Source organism: Citrobacter sp. Ce104, from assembly GCF_030334595.1.
In the GTDB taxonomy this organism is placed as follows: domain Bacteria; phylum Pseudomonadota; class Gammaproteobacteria; order Enterobacterales; family Enterobacteriaceae; genus Citrobacter; species Citrobacter europaeus.
Map to the genome: position 1 here is coordinate 51,956 of NZ_JAOWDP010000049.1, position 14,088 is coordinate 66,043.

Annotated in this window: 10 protein-coding genes; 4 read left to right on the forward strand and 6 right to left on the reverse strand. The window is 54.3% G+C overall.

Going from position 1 to position 14,088, the window contains the following annotated elements; all coding sequences use genetic code 11:
* Positions 1 to 8: 8 nt before the first annotated feature.
* The 5 genes from OGW16_RS04190 to OGW16_RS04210 form a co-directional block, all read right to left on the reverse strand.
* Positions 9 to 1,553 (reverse strand): MFS transporter, encoded by a 1,545-nt coding sequence (locus OGW16_RS04190; RefSeq protein ID WP_075145308.1) that lies wholly within the window; start codon positions 1,551 to 1,553, stop codon positions 9 to 11.
* A gap of 81 nt (positions 1,554 to 1,634) precedes the next feature.
* Positions 1,635 to 2,657 carry a Gfo/Idh/MocA family protein gene (locus OGW16_RS04195; protein ID WP_043018200.1) on the reverse strand — a complete coding sequence of 341 codons (1,023 nt, stop codon included), beginning with the start codon at positions 2,655 to 2,657 and terminating at the stop codon, positions 1,635 to 1,637.
* A gap of 11 nt (positions 2,658 to 2,668) precedes the next feature.
* Positions 2,669 to 3,736: a Gfo/Idh/MocA family protein gene (locus OGW16_RS04200; protein ID WP_286517947.1), complete on the reverse strand. Its 1,068-nt coding sequence runs from the start codon at positions 3,734 to 3,736 to the stop codon at positions 2,669 to 2,671.
* Positions 3,733 to 4,917, reverse strand: a complete 1,185-nt coding sequence (locus OGW16_RS04205) for a Gfo/Idh/MocA family protein (RefSeq protein ID WP_075145306.1) — start codon at positions 4,915 to 4,917, stop codon at positions 3,733 to 3,735. Before OGW16_RS04205 ends, OGW16_RS04200 begins: the two co-directional genes overlap by 4 nt.
* Positions 4,918 to 4,933: 16 nt before the next feature.
* Positions 4,934 to 6,088 (reverse strand): Gfo/Idh/MocA family protein, encoded by a 1,155-nt coding sequence (locus OGW16_RS04210; RefSeq protein WP_087052265.1) that lies wholly within the window; start codon positions 6,086 to 6,088, stop codon positions 4,934 to 4,936.
* 190 nt (positions 6,089 to 6,278) lie between these two features.
* Here OGW16_RS04210 and OGW16_RS04215 point away from each other — a divergent pair, with 190 nt between their 5' ends.
* The gene (locus tag OGW16_RS04215; RefSeq protein ID WP_043018204.1) at positions 6,279 to 7,334 is read left to right on the forward strand and encodes a LacI family DNA-binding transcriptional regulator; all 1,056 of its coding nucleotides are present in this window, start codon (positions 6,279 to 6,281) and stop codon (positions 7,332 to 7,334) included.
* A 7-nt stretch (positions 7,335 to 7,341) separates the two neighbouring features.
* On the opposite strand, the gene msrA is transcribed toward OGW16_RS04215, so the two are convergent.
* On the reverse strand, positions 7,342 to 7,980 hold the full coding sequence (gene msrA, locus OGW16_RS04220; RefSeq protein ID WP_043018205.1) for a peptide-methionine (S)-S-oxide reductase MsrA: 639 nt from the start codon (positions 7,978 to 7,980) through the stop codon (positions 7,342 to 7,344).
* Positions 7,981 to 8,192: 212 nt separating this feature from the next.
* On the opposite strand from msrA, the gene tamA reads away from it, so the two are divergent.
* Genes tamA through OGW16_RS04235 form a run of 3 tightly spaced genes read left to right on the forward strand, consistent with a single transcriptional unit; the run spans position 8,193 to position 14,046 of the window.
* Positions 8,193 to 9,926 carry an autotransporter assembly complex protein TamA gene (gene tamA, locus OGW16_RS04225; RefSeq protein WP_043018206.1) on the forward strand — a complete coding sequence of 578 codons (1,734 nt, stop codon included), beginning with the start codon at positions 8,193 to 8,195 and terminating at the stop codon, positions 9,924 to 9,926.
* Positions 9,923 to 13,699 carry an autotransporter assembly complex protein TamB gene (gene tamB, locus OGW16_RS04230; protein ID WP_043018207.1) on the forward strand — a complete coding sequence of 1,259 codons (3,777 nt, stop codon included), beginning with the start codon at positions 9,923 to 9,925 and terminating at the stop codon, positions 13,697 to 13,699. The genes tamA and tamB overlap by 4 nt, the downstream gene beginning before the upstream one ends.
* 2 nt (positions 13,700 to 13,701) lie before the next feature.
* Positions 13,702 to 14,046, forward strand: a complete 345-nt coding sequence (locus tag OGW16_RS04235) for a gamma-glutamylcyclotransferase family protein (protein WP_003025723.1) — start codon at positions 13,702 to 13,704, stop codon at positions 14,044 to 14,046.
* The last annotated feature ends 42 nt before the right edge of the window (positions 14,047 to 14,088 follow it).

Here is a 14,088-nt window from a genome sequence, read left to right on the forward strand (position 1 = left end):
TGCGCTCCTTATTCTGTATCTGAGAGACTGACGCGTCCCGTTGCACGCTGCGTGGCGCTGCCACCCCAAACCTCATCGTACTCGTAGCCGGTGAGCTGTTTGATCACCACCCGGGTTTCTTCATCGCAGTCGCGATAGTTGCCACCCAGTTTGCGGCGGGCGATCTCTTTGAGCAGGATTTTGTGGGTTTCGCGAGTCAGTTTGAATTTGTAGGTGGCGTAGAAACTCACCGCCAGCAGCGCCGCGGTAGCAAAGATCATCAATCCGATAATAGCGTGGAGCGCGCTTTCCGGCTGCGCGCCGCTGCCTTTTACAAAGCCTGATTCTTCCAGCACCATGCCGATAAGCAAAATAGCGATTGCCACCGTACTTTTACGCGTGAGTACCATAACGCCGGCAAAAATCCCTTCGCGGCGCTGCTGGGTTACCATTTCATCAATATCAGGAATAAAGCTATAGATATTCCATGGGATATAGTAAAGACCAGAACGCGCCATGCCGAGCAGAATAAAGATCGCAGAGAACAGAATATTGGATACCTGAGTTTCGGTATAATAAATAACAAATAAAAATACCAATACGCTAAATATACAAGTGTAAGAGAGGCGTAGTGCTGCTGATGGGGTTATATTGAGTTTATTCAGTAATAGCATAAATCCATAGGTGCCAAAAACTGAAGCAAAAGCGGCAATGCTTAACCAGCCAGAAACGGAGGCGGCATCCTGGCTCAAACAATAAACCACGTAATAGGTAAATACTGAACCGAATACATCCATAGCGGTAAAAGAGAAAATATAAATAATGATATGCAGGCGAAATGCCCGGATCCTGAAAGACGAGAACAGATCGAGTATCAAATATTTAAGGTGATTCAGTATCCCGCTATTGCGTTGCAGGTCAGCCTGGAATGTCTCTTCCTGAACGTCTTTAGCCTCCCACGTGCAGCGCCAGGTTATGAACACCGCGATGCAAAACACGACGGAAAAGATAAGCCCGGTTAGCGTATAGGTAAACGGATTATCTTTGCCGGTAAACTGCATCAGGATGCCGGGTACCGATACGGCCAGAAATCCGCCCAGCTGCGAGCAGATCATGCGCACGCCGGAGAGGCGGCTGCGCTCTTCGTAGCGGTTGGTCATTTCTGCGGCCAGGGTTTCCCACGGCACCAGCACCATCGCTGAAAGCAGCTCAATCGACAAATAGGTTCCCAGGTAATACCAGTAACCCATGTCGGTCAGCCACAGCAGGGCATAGAGAAACATTAAAGGAGAACTGAGTAATAAAAAGAAGCGGCGACGGCCAAATCTGCGGCCCAGCCACGTGTCGCCAAAGTTATCGGTGATATAACCCATAATTGGGCTAAGTACAGCATCAATCACGCGGGCAATGGCAAATATTGAGCCTGCTTCCAGCACGCTTAAACCGCAGTAGGTGGTGTAAAAAAATAAAAGCCATGTTCCGATAATGGCGAAAGCACCGCCGCCAAATAAATCAGTAATGCCATAGCCGATCGCTACACCATAACTGACTCTGCGTTCAGTTGGTTTGACCATAATATTTTTCCAGTATGTAGGGTATGCGTATTCCGGTATTATCCGGCTGGTGTTATTTAATTCTGCAGCATTAAATTAATTTTAATTATTAATGGTTATCCATTGTCGGGTTTTAGATGAGTGATAAATAGCCTCAACCATCGCCAGTGATTTGCGGGCTTCATTAATGTTGATATATTCTGTCTGACCTCCATGAGTAATTGCATGATAAAACTGACGAATAGCCTGCTGGTGGCCCAGACCCCAGTAACTTTTGGCGTGACCGTCCGGTGAACCATCGCAGTCCAGTTTCAGGCGTCGGTCCGCTGTAACGCGCCACAGGGTATTGTCCGTGAGCTGGAGCATGCCTTGCTCACAATGGATCTCCAGCAGCAGCGGTGAATCGAGGGTGTTGCAGTTGCTGGCGTAAAACAGACCGCGAGCGCCGTTGGCAAAGTGCAGGGTCGCCATCGCGCTGTCTTCGGCTTCGGTGACATCTGCCAGTTCACCGCTGTCCACCACGCCTTTCAAACGCGTCACGCCGCCGGCGAACCACTGCATCAGATCGAGAGTATGAATAGCCTGGTTGATCAGTAAACTGCCGCCTTCGCTGGCAAAACGCCCGCGCCACGGGCTTTCGCTGTAATAAGCCCTGGAGCGTGACCAGGTCAAAACAGCTTTAACGCTTAGCATTTTGCCAAGCGTATTTTTCGCCAGTTCATCGCGGATTCGTAAACTGGTTGGATTAAGCCGGTTTTGATAGCACACGCCCAGAAGGCCCTGGGCGGACGCCGCTGCGTTAGCGATGTCTGCCACCTCTGTACAATTCAAGCCCACCGGTTTTTCGCAAAACACATGTTTCCCTGCGGCAAGCGCGGCGGTAATCATGTTTTTGTGTTCGAAATGAGGCGTGCAGATATGGACGACGTCGATGTCATTATCCAGCAGCATCTCACGGTAATTCTGGTAATAGCGGCAGTTATAAGCCATGGCCTGTTGCAAACCGGTGGCGCTATCAATATCGACCAGCGCACGCAGCGTGACCCCCGGCAAAAGCCGGAGGGCGTTAACGTGACTGCGGTGAATAGCGCCCGCGCCGATGATGGCGGCATTTAGCGTTGTCATGTCACCTCCGATTATGCGCGGGCATTCGCCAGCATTTGCGCCTTCACGCACAGTTCTGCGGCTTTAAAGGCGTGGGCCTGAGTCATGGCGTTTTCCGTGCGATTCAGACAATCGAGAATGAATTCGCCGAAGAAAGGAAAGCCGACTTTGCCCGCAACCGGGTAGCGGAATTCCCCGTCTTTATTCACCAGATACACCACGTCCTGTTCACCCCGGGTGATATCCACATACTTGCGGATCTCAATGTAACCTTCGGTACCCAGCAACGTCAGGCGTCCATCCCCCCAGCTACTGAGCCCCTGCGGCGTGAACCAGTCGCAGCGGAAATAGCCGGTCGCCCCGTTATCGCCCGCCAGCATGGCATCGCCAAAGTCTTCGAACTGCGGGTACTGTGGATGATTGACGTTACGCACCTGGCTGGCGACGATATGCGCCTCGCTGTTGCCGGTATAAAACAGAAATTGTTCGATTTGATGGCTGCCGATGTCGCACAGAATGCCGCCAAAATAGCGTTTGTCATAAAACCAGTCCGGGCGCCCGTGACCTTCGCGGTGCGGACCGGTGCCGAGGGTTTGCATCACGCGCCCAATTGCCCCCTGGTGGACAAGCTGACCGGCAAAAACAGCGCTTTCAACGTGCAGACGCTCGCTGTAATAGACTGCGTATTTGCGCCCGGTTTTCGCCACCATCGCTTCGGCGTCTTCAAGCTGTGCGAGGGTGGTTAACGGAGCCTTGTCGGTGAAGTAGTCTTTTCCGGCCGCCATGACCTTTAGTCCCAGCGGACAGCGCTCGGAAGGAATTGCCGCTCCGGCAACCAGTTGGACCTCGCGATCGTTGAGGATTGTCTCGAGTGAATCGGCCACCTGCGCCTGCGGATACTGCTGCAGAAATTGATCGATTTTGTGCGGGTCGGGATCGTAAACCCATTTCAGCGTGGCGCCTGCTTCAATCAACCCGTTACACATGCCGTAGATATGACCATGATCGAGTGAGGCCGCGGCAATGACAAACTCGCCAGGTTTCACGACCGGCTGAGGCTTCCCGGTAGGGGCGTAGTGCATTCCATCTTGCTTGTTCATTCTTTAACTCCTGAATCTAAGTCTTTACCCAGAGGGATGGCGCCCACTTCCGTGAAATTGCTTACGGAGGCGGATTTCTCATAGAAATGCGGGGCGATGTCAATCAGGCCGCCGGTGCGATAAAACGCATCGGTGTGGTGAATGGGCAGCGTCACCACCGTGCGGGTGATGGCGGATTTATAGATAGCGGTAATCAACTCCAGCGAGCGCTTGCCCTGTTCGCCATCGATCAGGGGACGGAGCTGTTGTTCGATGGCATTAAGCAGGTTATCGATTTGCCCAGTATGTAGCGTCCATTGCAGCGGTGGCGTAGTGCGAAAAAGTGTCTCCAGATGCTGTTCCAGCTCGCCGTTATTGTCAGTTTGCGGGAAGCCGTTATCCGCCGACTGGCTGGCATGAACCTGCCACGGCGCGGAAATACGCGCTTTTTCACCCTGAATGACAATCTTTTGATCTTCACCGTGATGCACCACGGAGGCGGTCAACTGCGTCAGTGCCCCGTTCGGGTATTTGAAGATAGCCGCGCTAAGATCCTCGACTTCGGCGTTGTCATGGGCGACGTTGGTCATCATCGCCACCACTTCAGTTGGGAAACCCAGCATCCATTGAATGGCGTCAATGTGGTGTACCGCGTGATTCAGCGTGCAGCCGCCGCCTTCTTTCTGCCACGTGCCGCGCCACCATAGATCGTAATAGCAGTGTCCGCGCCACCAGAATGAATCCACCTGTGCATGGCAAATCTTGCCCGCCAGCCCGGAATCAACAACGGTTTTCAGCCGCCAGAAGGCATCGGTAAAGCGGTTTTGCGCGATGATCGATAAGGTTTTCCCGCTGGCCTTTTGCGCGGCGATCATCGCATCGCACTCTTCGAGCGAAGAGGCCATTGGTTTTTCGCACAACACATGTTTTCCGGCCTGCAGCGCATCAATGCTGATGGCTGCGTGCACGTACGGCGGGGTGCAGACATCTACCACATCGATCTCAATGTCCGCGTCCAGCATCGCCTGATGATTGCGGTAGACTCGCGCTTCGCTCAGGCCGTAGCGTGATTTCTTTTCTTCCGCTTTCTCCGGGTAGATATCAACCAACGCGACAATCCGGCAACGATCGGCAAACTGTAAATACCCCTGAATGTGGTTGTGGGAGATATTCCCGGTACCGACAATGGCAATGTTGAGCATGATTTTCTCCTGCGCGTTACCAGCTACCGGAAGCGTCCAGCGTGCGGCTGGTCGCGGTTTTTTCAACTGAGGAGGCGATACGTTGCTGGAGCAACTGGAAGTAGCGCTGCTCATCGATTGGTAGCTCAACCCAGTCATCGGTCCAGGTAGAAAGGTGCATCGCATTGGAAAGCGTCAGGCCGCGAATGCCTTCCAGACCGGGGGCGATCAGCGGTTCGCCGTGCAGAATTGCGGCAGTGAAATTGCGGGTAATGACAAAGTGCTCGCTGCATTCTGGTTCGGTAGGGATTATCACCTCCCAGCATTCCGGCTCACCAAAACCGTTTTGCCAGCGCGCATTAAAGTCGGTTTCGGATTCCCGTAGTCTCCAGAAGCGCAATCGGCCTTCTTCCACCACGACTTTTCCCCGACTGCCGACAATTTCCAGGCGGTTTGTGCCGGGCGTTTCGGCGACGGTGGTGATAAACACGCCGGTCGCACCGTTGGCGTATTCCGCGTAGGCCGTGACGTCATCTTCAACTTCAATCTGGCGGTGCTTGCCAAACTGGCAAAAAGCGCGCAAGCGTACCGGCATGCCAACCAGCCATTGCCATAAATCGAGCTGATGCGGATCCTGATTAAGCAGCACGCCGCCGCCTTCACCTTTCCAGGTCGCGCGCCAGCCGCCGGAGTTGTAATAGCTCTGCGAACGATACCAGTTGGTAATGATCCAGTTAGAGCGACGCAGTTCGCCGAGTTCGCCGCTGTCGATTAGATCTTTAACTTTCTGATACAGCGGATTGGGGCGCTGGTTGTACATCATGCTGAACACCACATCGCATTCGCGCGCGCAGGCATTCATCTCTTGTACCTGCGCGGTATAGACCCCGGCAGGCTTCTCGCACAGCGTATGGATGCCAAGGCGCATGGCCATCATCGATAAACCCGGATGGTCATAGTGCGGAGTGGCGACGATAACGGCGTCAATAAGCCCACTTTCCAGCATCTCACGCGCGTCGCTGAATAACGTCACCTCTTCACCGACCAGCCGTTGGATAGCCGCATGTTTATCAGGATTGTTATCACACACTGCGGTGAGCACTGCTTCGTGTACCGTTCCGGCCAGCAGGTAGCGCGCATGGACGGTACCAATGTTGCCAACCCCAATAATGCCAAAGCGTATTTTTTTCATGTCGTGCCTTTTTCATGAGAAATAAGGGATGTGCGGAACATAAGAAACGCCTGGAATATCGACAATGTGATTTTGTGAGAACGGTTGCAGGATGAAAAAGAAGTTCATCCGGTCATTGAAAAAGTGTTTTAGAGTCAATGAACTACGTTTGCAAAAAATTGCAAAGATTGATTGCGAGTGAGGTCACAGAATGTCTGGCAAGCTAAAAATGGATGAAATTGCTGCCCTGACGGGGTACTCGGTGAGTACAGTGTCGAGGGTGCTTAGCGGGAAGTCATATACCAGCGATAAAGCGCGTGAGGCGATCGTCAGCTGCGCGCGCAGGCTGGGTGTTCTGGACTCGCTGTCCAGTGGACGACTGTTGATCAACGGCATTGCCGTTTTCGCTCCGTTGCGCACTTTCACCGCCCGTGGCGATGCGTTTTATCTTGAAGTCACGCGCGGAATTGCGGAGGCGATAGCGCCGCATGATGTCTATCTGAGTTACTGCGGGCTGGATGAGCAACGCGCGGACATCAAGGTCTTTCAGGAAAAGGCCAACAATAAGAATATCAATGCCATTATTCTTATCGGCATTGATGACCCGACCGTGCATAAACTGGCGCAACTGCTGGATAAACCCTGCGTGTTGATTAACTCGCAGGACAAAGAAGGGTTACTGGATGCGGTATCTCCCGATCATCGGGCGATTGGCAACCGTGCTGTGCAATACCTTTTTGATCAGGGGCATCGGCGTATTCTCCATGTCACCAGCCTGCGCCGGGAAACGATGTACTGGCGTCTGGAGGGCATTAAGGAGGTCTACAGACAGTATCAGATACCGTTTGATACCGGGCGCGATCTGCTGGTGACGGAAGGGTTTTCTGAGGATGAATCAGAGCGGGCGATAGGCAACTGGCTACGTGAAACGCCGCGTGAAGCATGGCCAGAGGTGATTTTCTGCGCCGGGGCGTCAATGTCGACGGGTATTCGGCGGATCCTGGAAAACGTTGGCGTGGAGATACCCGGTGAGCTGTCGCTGATGACGACGGATGTTCAGGAACTGGACGCGCATATCGTTGCCGCGGTAACCAGTATCACTATCCCCTGTCGGGCGCTGGGCGTGGAAGCGGTGCATTTGCTGCAGAACCGTCTTAATCGCCCCTCTGCGCCGGTATTTAACCTGTTGCTGAAGGGAAAGGTGACGGATCGGGGAACCGTCACCCACGCAACGCGCCATGCCGCGCGGGTGACGGTCGCTCGTTAATTGCGGATTAACGTTCTGGCGGCAGGCAAACGCCGATGCCACCAATTCCACAGTAGCCATATGGATTTTTGTGCAGGTACTGCTGGTGATCGTCCTCGGCATAGTAGAACGGGGTTGCCGTAGTGATTTCCGTTGTAATGGCGCGCTCGTCGCCTGCGGCGGTCATTGCTGCCTGAAAACGCGCAAGGCTCGCCTGTGCCGCGGCGGTTTGCTCTGGCGTTAACGGGTAAATGGCGGAGCGATACTGCGTACCCTGGTCGTTCCCCTGACGCATGCCCTGCGCCGGGTCGTGATTTTCCCAGAACACCTGCAGCAGTTGTTCGTAGCTGATAACATGCGGGTCATAGACAACGCGTACCGCTTCGGCGTGCCCGGTATCGCCGGAACAGACTTCGCGGTAGGTTGGATTAGGGGTGTAGCCGCCGGTGTATCCGGCTGCCGTGCTGTATACCCCGGGTAATGACCAGAATAAACGTTCAACGCCCCAGAAGCATCCCATGGCGAAATACGCTATTTCCATACCGTCGGGCACGTTGGTCATCGAATGTTGGTTAACCGCATGCAGCGTTGCCACTGGCATCGGGGTGTTGCGTCCAGGTAGGGCATCTGCTTGAGTAACAAGATGCTTTCTATCAAATAAACTCATGGCCGTTCTCCCGAAATCAGTCATTTGGGTTAAGGTTGTAACGAGACGCGTCTTTGCCCACAATAAACGGCGTGAATACGTCTAGAGTTAAACATAAGAAATATTTGGGTTGTCGTCTGTTTTTCAACTCTTATTGTTGATTTTTTGTTAAGCCGAGGAACGGCATAGTATTTTTTTCCAGGGGTGGGAAAAAAGGATATTCAGGAGAAAATGTGCCACATATCCGTCAGTTATGTTGGGTGGGATTACTGTGCTTAAGTGGCTCCGCCGCCGCCGCGAATGTTCGCTTACAGGTCGAAGGATTATCAGGACCGCTGGAGAAAAACGTCCGTGCGCAGCTGTCCACGATTCAAAGTGATGAAGTCACTCCGGACCGACGCTTTCGTGCGCGCGTTGATGATGCCATCCGCGAAGGGCTAAAGGCGCTGGGCTACTTTGAGCCAACCATTGATTTCGAACTGCGTCCGCCGCCGGCGAAAGGACGTCAGGTGCTGATTGCCAAAGTGAATGCTGGCGAGCCGGTGCTGATTGGCGGCACCGAGGTGATTCTGCGCGGTGGCGCGCGTACGGACAAAGATTATCTCGATCTGCTGAAAACGCGGCCGGCAATCGGCACCGTGCTGAATCAGGGGGACTATGACAACTTCAAAAAGTCACTCACCAGCGTGGCGCTGCGCAAAGGCTATTTCGACAGTGAATTTAATAAAAGCCAGCTTGGCATAGCGCTTGAGCGCCGCCAGGCGTTCTGGGATATCGATTACAACAGCGGCGAACGCTATCGCTTTGGACATGTCACCTTTGAAGGTTCGCAAATTCGCGACGAGTACCTGCAAAATCTGGTGCCTTTTAAAGAAGGTGAAGAGTACGAGTCGAAAGATCTGGGCGAACTGAACCGTCGTCTGTCGGCGACCGGCTGGTTTAATTCTGTGGTCGTCGCGCCGGAATTTGATAAAGCCCGCAAAACCAAAGTACTGCCGCTAAAAGGCGTGGTCTCGCCACGAACCGAAAACACCATCGAAACCGGGGTCGGTTATTCAACTGACGTCGGGCCACGGGTAAAAACCTCGTGGAAAAAGCCGTGGATGAACTCCTACGGCCACAGCCTGACCACCAGCGCCAGTATCTCGGCGCCAGAGCAGGTTCTTGATTTCAGCTATAAAATGCCGCTGTTAAAGAACCCGCTGGAGCAGTATTACCTGGTGCAAGGGGGCTTTAAGCGTACCGATTTAAACGATACCGAGCAGGACTCCACGACGCTTGCGGTTTCCCGCTACTGGGATCTCTCCAGCGGCTGGCAGCGAGCGATTAACCTGCGCTGGAGCCTTGACCACTTTACCCAGGGTAACGTCACCAATACCACCATGCTGCTCTATCCAGGCGTGATGATTAGCCGGACGCGCTCGCGCGGTGGCCTGATGCCTGTGTGGGGCGATTCTCAGCGTTATTCTATTGATTACTCCAACACGGCCTGGGGTTCAGACGTTGATTTCTCCGTCTTCCAGGCGCAAAACGTCTGGATCCGCACGCTGTACGACAGGCACCGCTTTGTGATGCGCGGCAACCTCGGCTGGATCGAAACCGGCGACTTCGACAAAGTGCCGCCGGATCTGCGTTTCTTCGCCGGGGGCGATCGCAGCATTCGTGGTTACAAATACAAATCTATTTCGCCTGAAGGCAGCGACGGCAAGCTGAAAGGGGCCTCGAAGCTGGCGACCGGCTCGCTGGAATATCAGTACAACGTGACCGGAAAATGGTGGGGCGCAATGTTTGTCGATAGCGGTGAAGCGGTCAGCGATATCCGCAAAAGCGATTTCAAAACCGGCGCCGGGGTCGGCGTACGCTGGCAATCGCCGGTCGGTCCCATCAAGCTCGACTTTGCCGTTCCTGTCGGCGACAAAGATGAACATGGTTTACAGTTTTACATCGGTCTGGGGCCTGAATTATGAGTTTATGGAAGAAGATAAGCCTCGGCGTGCTGATTTTTATCCTGCTGCTGTTAGGCACGGTGGCGTTCCTCGTTGGCACCACCTCGGGCCTGCATCTGATCTTCAAAGCGGCTAATCGTTGGGTTCCGGGTCTGGAAATTGGTCAGGTCACCGGCGGCTGGCGAGATCTATCGCTTAAAAATATTCGTTACGACCAGCCTGGCGTGGCGGTGAATGCTGGTGAAGTGCATCTGGCCGTGGGGCTTAACTGCCTGTGGAACAGCAGCCTGTGCGTCAACGATCTGGCGCTGAAAAACATCAACGTGGCGATCGACAGCAAAAAGATGCCGCCCTCAGAGCCGGTTGAAGAAGAAGAGAGTGGTCCGCTCAACCTTTCCACGCCTTACCCAATCACGCTTTCGCGCGTGGCGCTTAACAACATCAACATCAAAATCGATGACACCACGGTTTCGGTGCTGGATTTTACCTCCGGCCTGAACTGGCAGGAAAAAACGCTGACGCTGAAGCCAACGTCATTACAGGGGCTGCTGATTGCCCTGCCTAAAGTGGCCGAAGTGGCGCAGGAAGAGGTCGTCGAACCGAAGATTCAAAACCCGCAGCCGGATGAAAAACCGCTCGGCGAAACGCTAAAAGATCTGTTCTCAAAACCGGTGCTGCCGGAAATGACCGATGTCCATCTGCCGCTCAATCTCAACATTGAAGAGTTTCGTGGCGAGCAGTTGCGCGTGACCGGGGATACAGATTTAACGGTACATAACATGCTGCTGAAAGTGAGCAGCATTGACGGCAACATGAAGCTTGATGCGCTGGATATCGACTCGAATCAGGGAACGGTAAAAGCCAGCGGCACGGCGCAACTCACCGACACATGGCCGGTTGATATTACGTTAAACAGCACACTCAACATCGACCCGTTAAAAGGTGAAAAGGTGAAGCTGAAGGTCGGCGGCGCGCTGCGTGAACAGCTGGAAGTCGGCGTCAATTTGTCTGGTCCGGTGGATATGGACCTGCGGGCGCAGACGCGTCTGGCAGAAGCCGGATTGCCGCTCAACATTGAGGTGGTGAGTAAGCAGATTTACTGGCCGTTTACCGGCGACAAACAGTTCCAGGCCGATGACATCAAGCTCAAACTAACCGGCAAGATGACAGACTATACGCTGTCGATGCGTACCGCCGTGAAAGGGCAGGATATTCCTCCGGCTACCATCACGCTGGACGCCAAAGGCAACGAACAGCAGATCAATCTCGACAAACTCAGCATTGCGGCGCTGGAAGGAAAAACCGAGCTGAAAGCGCTGGTGGACTGGCAGCAGGCGATCAGCTGGCGCGGCGAGTTAACGCTGGATGGGATCAATACCGCGAAAGCGATCCCGGACTGGCCGTCAAAACTGAATGGCCTGGTGAAAACGCGCGGCAGTCTGTACGGCGGAAGCTGGCAGATGGAGGTTCCGGAGCTGAAGCTGACCGGCAACGTGAAGCAGAACAAGGTCAATGTGAACGGTTCGCTGAAGGGGAACAGCTACCTGCAGTGGACGATCCCTGGCCTGCATCTGGAACTGGGACGCAACAGTGCGGACGTGAAAGGGGAACTGGGGGTCAAAGACCTCAATCTCGACGCGACGATTGATGCACCGAGCCTGGATAACGCGCTACCGGGATTAGGCGGGACGGCGAAAGGGCTGGTAAAAGTTCGCGGTACGGTTGAAGCGCCACAGCTGCTGGCGGATATCACCGCCCGCGGTCTGCGCTGGCAGGCGCTTTCCGTCGCTCAGGTACGTGTCGAAGGCGACGTGAAATCGGCCGAGCAAATCGCGGGTAATCTCAACGTTCGCGTAGAGCGGATTGTACAACCTGACGTGAATATTGGTCTGGTGACGCTCAACGCCAAAGGCAGTGAAAAGCAGCATGAGCTGCAGTTGCGCATTCAGGGTGAGCCGGTTTCCGGTCAACTGGACCTTGCCGGGAGCTTTGATCGCAAAGAACAGCGCTGGAAAGGGGCGTTAAGCAATACTCGCTTCCAGACGCCGGTCGGTCCGTGGTCGCTCAACCGTTCTGTCGCGTTGGATTATCGCAACCAGGAACAGAAAATCAGCATTGGGCCGCACTGCTGGAACAACCCGAATGCGGAACTGTGCGTACCGCAAACCATTGATGCCGGCGCATCGGGACGCGCGGTGGTGAACCTTAACCGCTTCGACCTGGCGATGTTAAAACCGTTCATGCCGGATACAACCCAGGCCAGCGGCGTGTTCACCGGCAAAGCTGATGTGAGCTGGGACACCACTAAAGAAGGGCTGCCACAGGGGCAGGTCACGCTGAGCGGACGTAACGTGAAGGTCACGCAAAGCGTAAACGATGCGCCGCTCCCTGTGGCGTTTGAAACGCTGAATCTGACCGCCGACCTGCACAATAACCGTGCCGAGCTGGGCTGGCTGATTCGCCTGACCAACAACGGGCAGTTTGACGGTCAGGTGCAGGTAACGGATCCGCAAGGACGTCGTAGCCTGGGCGGTAACGTCAATATCCGCAACTTCAATCTGGCGATGGTGAACCCCATTTTCTCGCGCGGCGAAAAAGCGGCTGGGACGATCAACGCCAACCTGCGTCTGGGCGGCGATGTGCAAAGCCCGCAACTGCTCGGACAGCTGCAACTGAGCGGTCTGGATATCGACGGTAACTTTATGCCGTTTGACATGCAGCCAAGCCAGTTAGCCGTTAACTTCACCGGAACACGCTCCACGCTGGCGGGCGTGGTGCGCACGCAGCAGGGAGAAATCAATCTGAGCGGTGACGCCGACTGGAGTCAAATAGACAACTGGCGGGCGCGCGTCGCGGCTAAAGGCAGCAGGGTACGTATTACCGTACCGCCGATGGTCCGCCTGGACGTATCGCCGGACGTGGTCTTTGAAGCCACGCCAAGCCTGTTTACCCTCGATGGCAACGTGGATGTGCCGTGGGCGCGTATCGTCGTACACGACCTGCCGGAGAGCGCGGTTGGGGTTTCCAGCGATATGGTCATGCTTAACAACAATCTGCAGCCGGAGAAACCGCAGACAGCCGGCATTCCGATCAACAGTAACCTGAACATCCACGTTGGCAACAACGTGCGTATTGACGCCTTTGGTCTGAAAGCGCGTCTGACGGGCGATCTGAAAGTGGTGCAGGATAAGCAAGGGCTGGGGCTGAACGGACAGATAAATATTCCGAGCGGGCGCTTCCATGCCTATGGTCAGGATCTGATTGTGCGTAAGGGCGAGCTGTTGTTCTCCGGTCCGCCGGATCAGCCGTTACTCAATATCGAGGCAATTCGTAACCCGGATGCCACCGAAGACGACGTGATCGCTGGCGTTCGCGTCACCGGTACAGCCGATGAACCGAAGGCGGAGATCTTCTCTGACCCGGCAATGTCGCAGCAAATGGCGCTTTCCTACCTGTTACGCGGACAAGGACTTGATAGCGAACAGAGCGACAGCGCGGCGATGACCTCAATGCTTATTGGTCTGGGGGTTGCACAAAGTGGTCAGGTTGTGGGTAAAATCGGGGAGACATTTGGCGTAAGCAATCTGGCACTGGACACGCAAGGGGTGGGCGACTCATCTCAGGTGGTTGTCAGCGGATACGTACTGCCAGGTCTGCAGGTGAAATATGGTGTGGGTATATTTGACTCCTTAGCGACACTCACGCTACGTTATCGCCTGATGCCTAAGCTATATCTGGAAGCAGTGTCTGGCGTAGATCAGGCACTTGATTTGCTCTATCAGTTCGAGTTTTAGCAATGCGAATATTTGTTTACGGCAGTTTACGAACCAAACAAGGCAACAGCCACTGGATGACCAATGCCCTGTTGCTGGGAAATTTCAGTATCGACAACTACCAGTTGTACAGCCTGGGCCACTATCCAGGCGCCGTTCCGGGAAATGGGACAGTACACGGGGAAGTTTATCGTATTGATAACGCCACGCTGGCAGAGCTTGACGCTCTGCGTACCCGCGGCGGTGAATACGCACGCCAGTTAATTCAAACGCCGTACGGAAGTGCATGGATGTACGTGTACCAACGTCCGGTTGATGGCTTAACGCTGATTGAAAGCGGTAACTGGTTAGACAGAGACCAGTACTGATATATCGCCTACGAGAATAAACAACGCCGCCTTCGGGTGGCG

Excerpts from the sequence above, each read along its gene's own strand:
- OGW16_RS04190 (WP_075145308.1), bottom strand. The coding sequence starts at position 1,553 with ATGGTCAAACCAACTGAACGCAGAGTCAGTTATGGTGTAGCGATCGGC.
- OGW16_RS04195 (WP_043018200.1), bottom strand. The coding sequence starts at position 2,657 with ATGACAACGCTAAATGCCGCCATCATCGGCGCGGGCGCTATTCACCGC.
- OGW16_RS04200 (WP_286517947.1), bottom strand. The coding sequence starts at position 3,736 with ATGAACAAGCAAGATGGAATGCACTACGCCCCTACCGGGAAGCCTCAG.
- OGW16_RS04205 (WP_075145306.1), bottom strand. The coding sequence starts at position 4,917 with ATGCTCAACATTGCCATTGTCGGTACCGGGAATATCTCCCACAACCAC.
- OGW16_RS04210 (WP_087052265.1), bottom strand. The coding sequence starts at position 6,088 with ATGAAAAAAATACGCTTTGGCATTATTGGGGTTGGCAACATTGGTACC.
- OGW16_RS04215 (WP_043018204.1), top strand. The coding sequence starts at position 6,279 with ATGTCTGGCAAGCTAAAAATGGATGAAATTGCTGCCCTGACGGGGTAC.
- msrA (WP_043018205.1), bottom strand. The coding sequence starts at position 7,980 with ATGAGTTTATTTGATAGAAAGCATCTTGTTACTCAAGCAGATGCCCTA.
- tamB (WP_043018207.1), top strand. The coding sequence starts at position 9,923 with ATGAGTTTATGGAAGAAGATAAGCCTCGGCGTGCTGATTTTTATCCTG.
- OGW16_RS04235 (WP_003025723.1), top strand. The coding sequence starts at position 13,702 with ATGCGAATATTTGTTTACGGCAGTTTACGAACCAAACAAGGCAACAGC.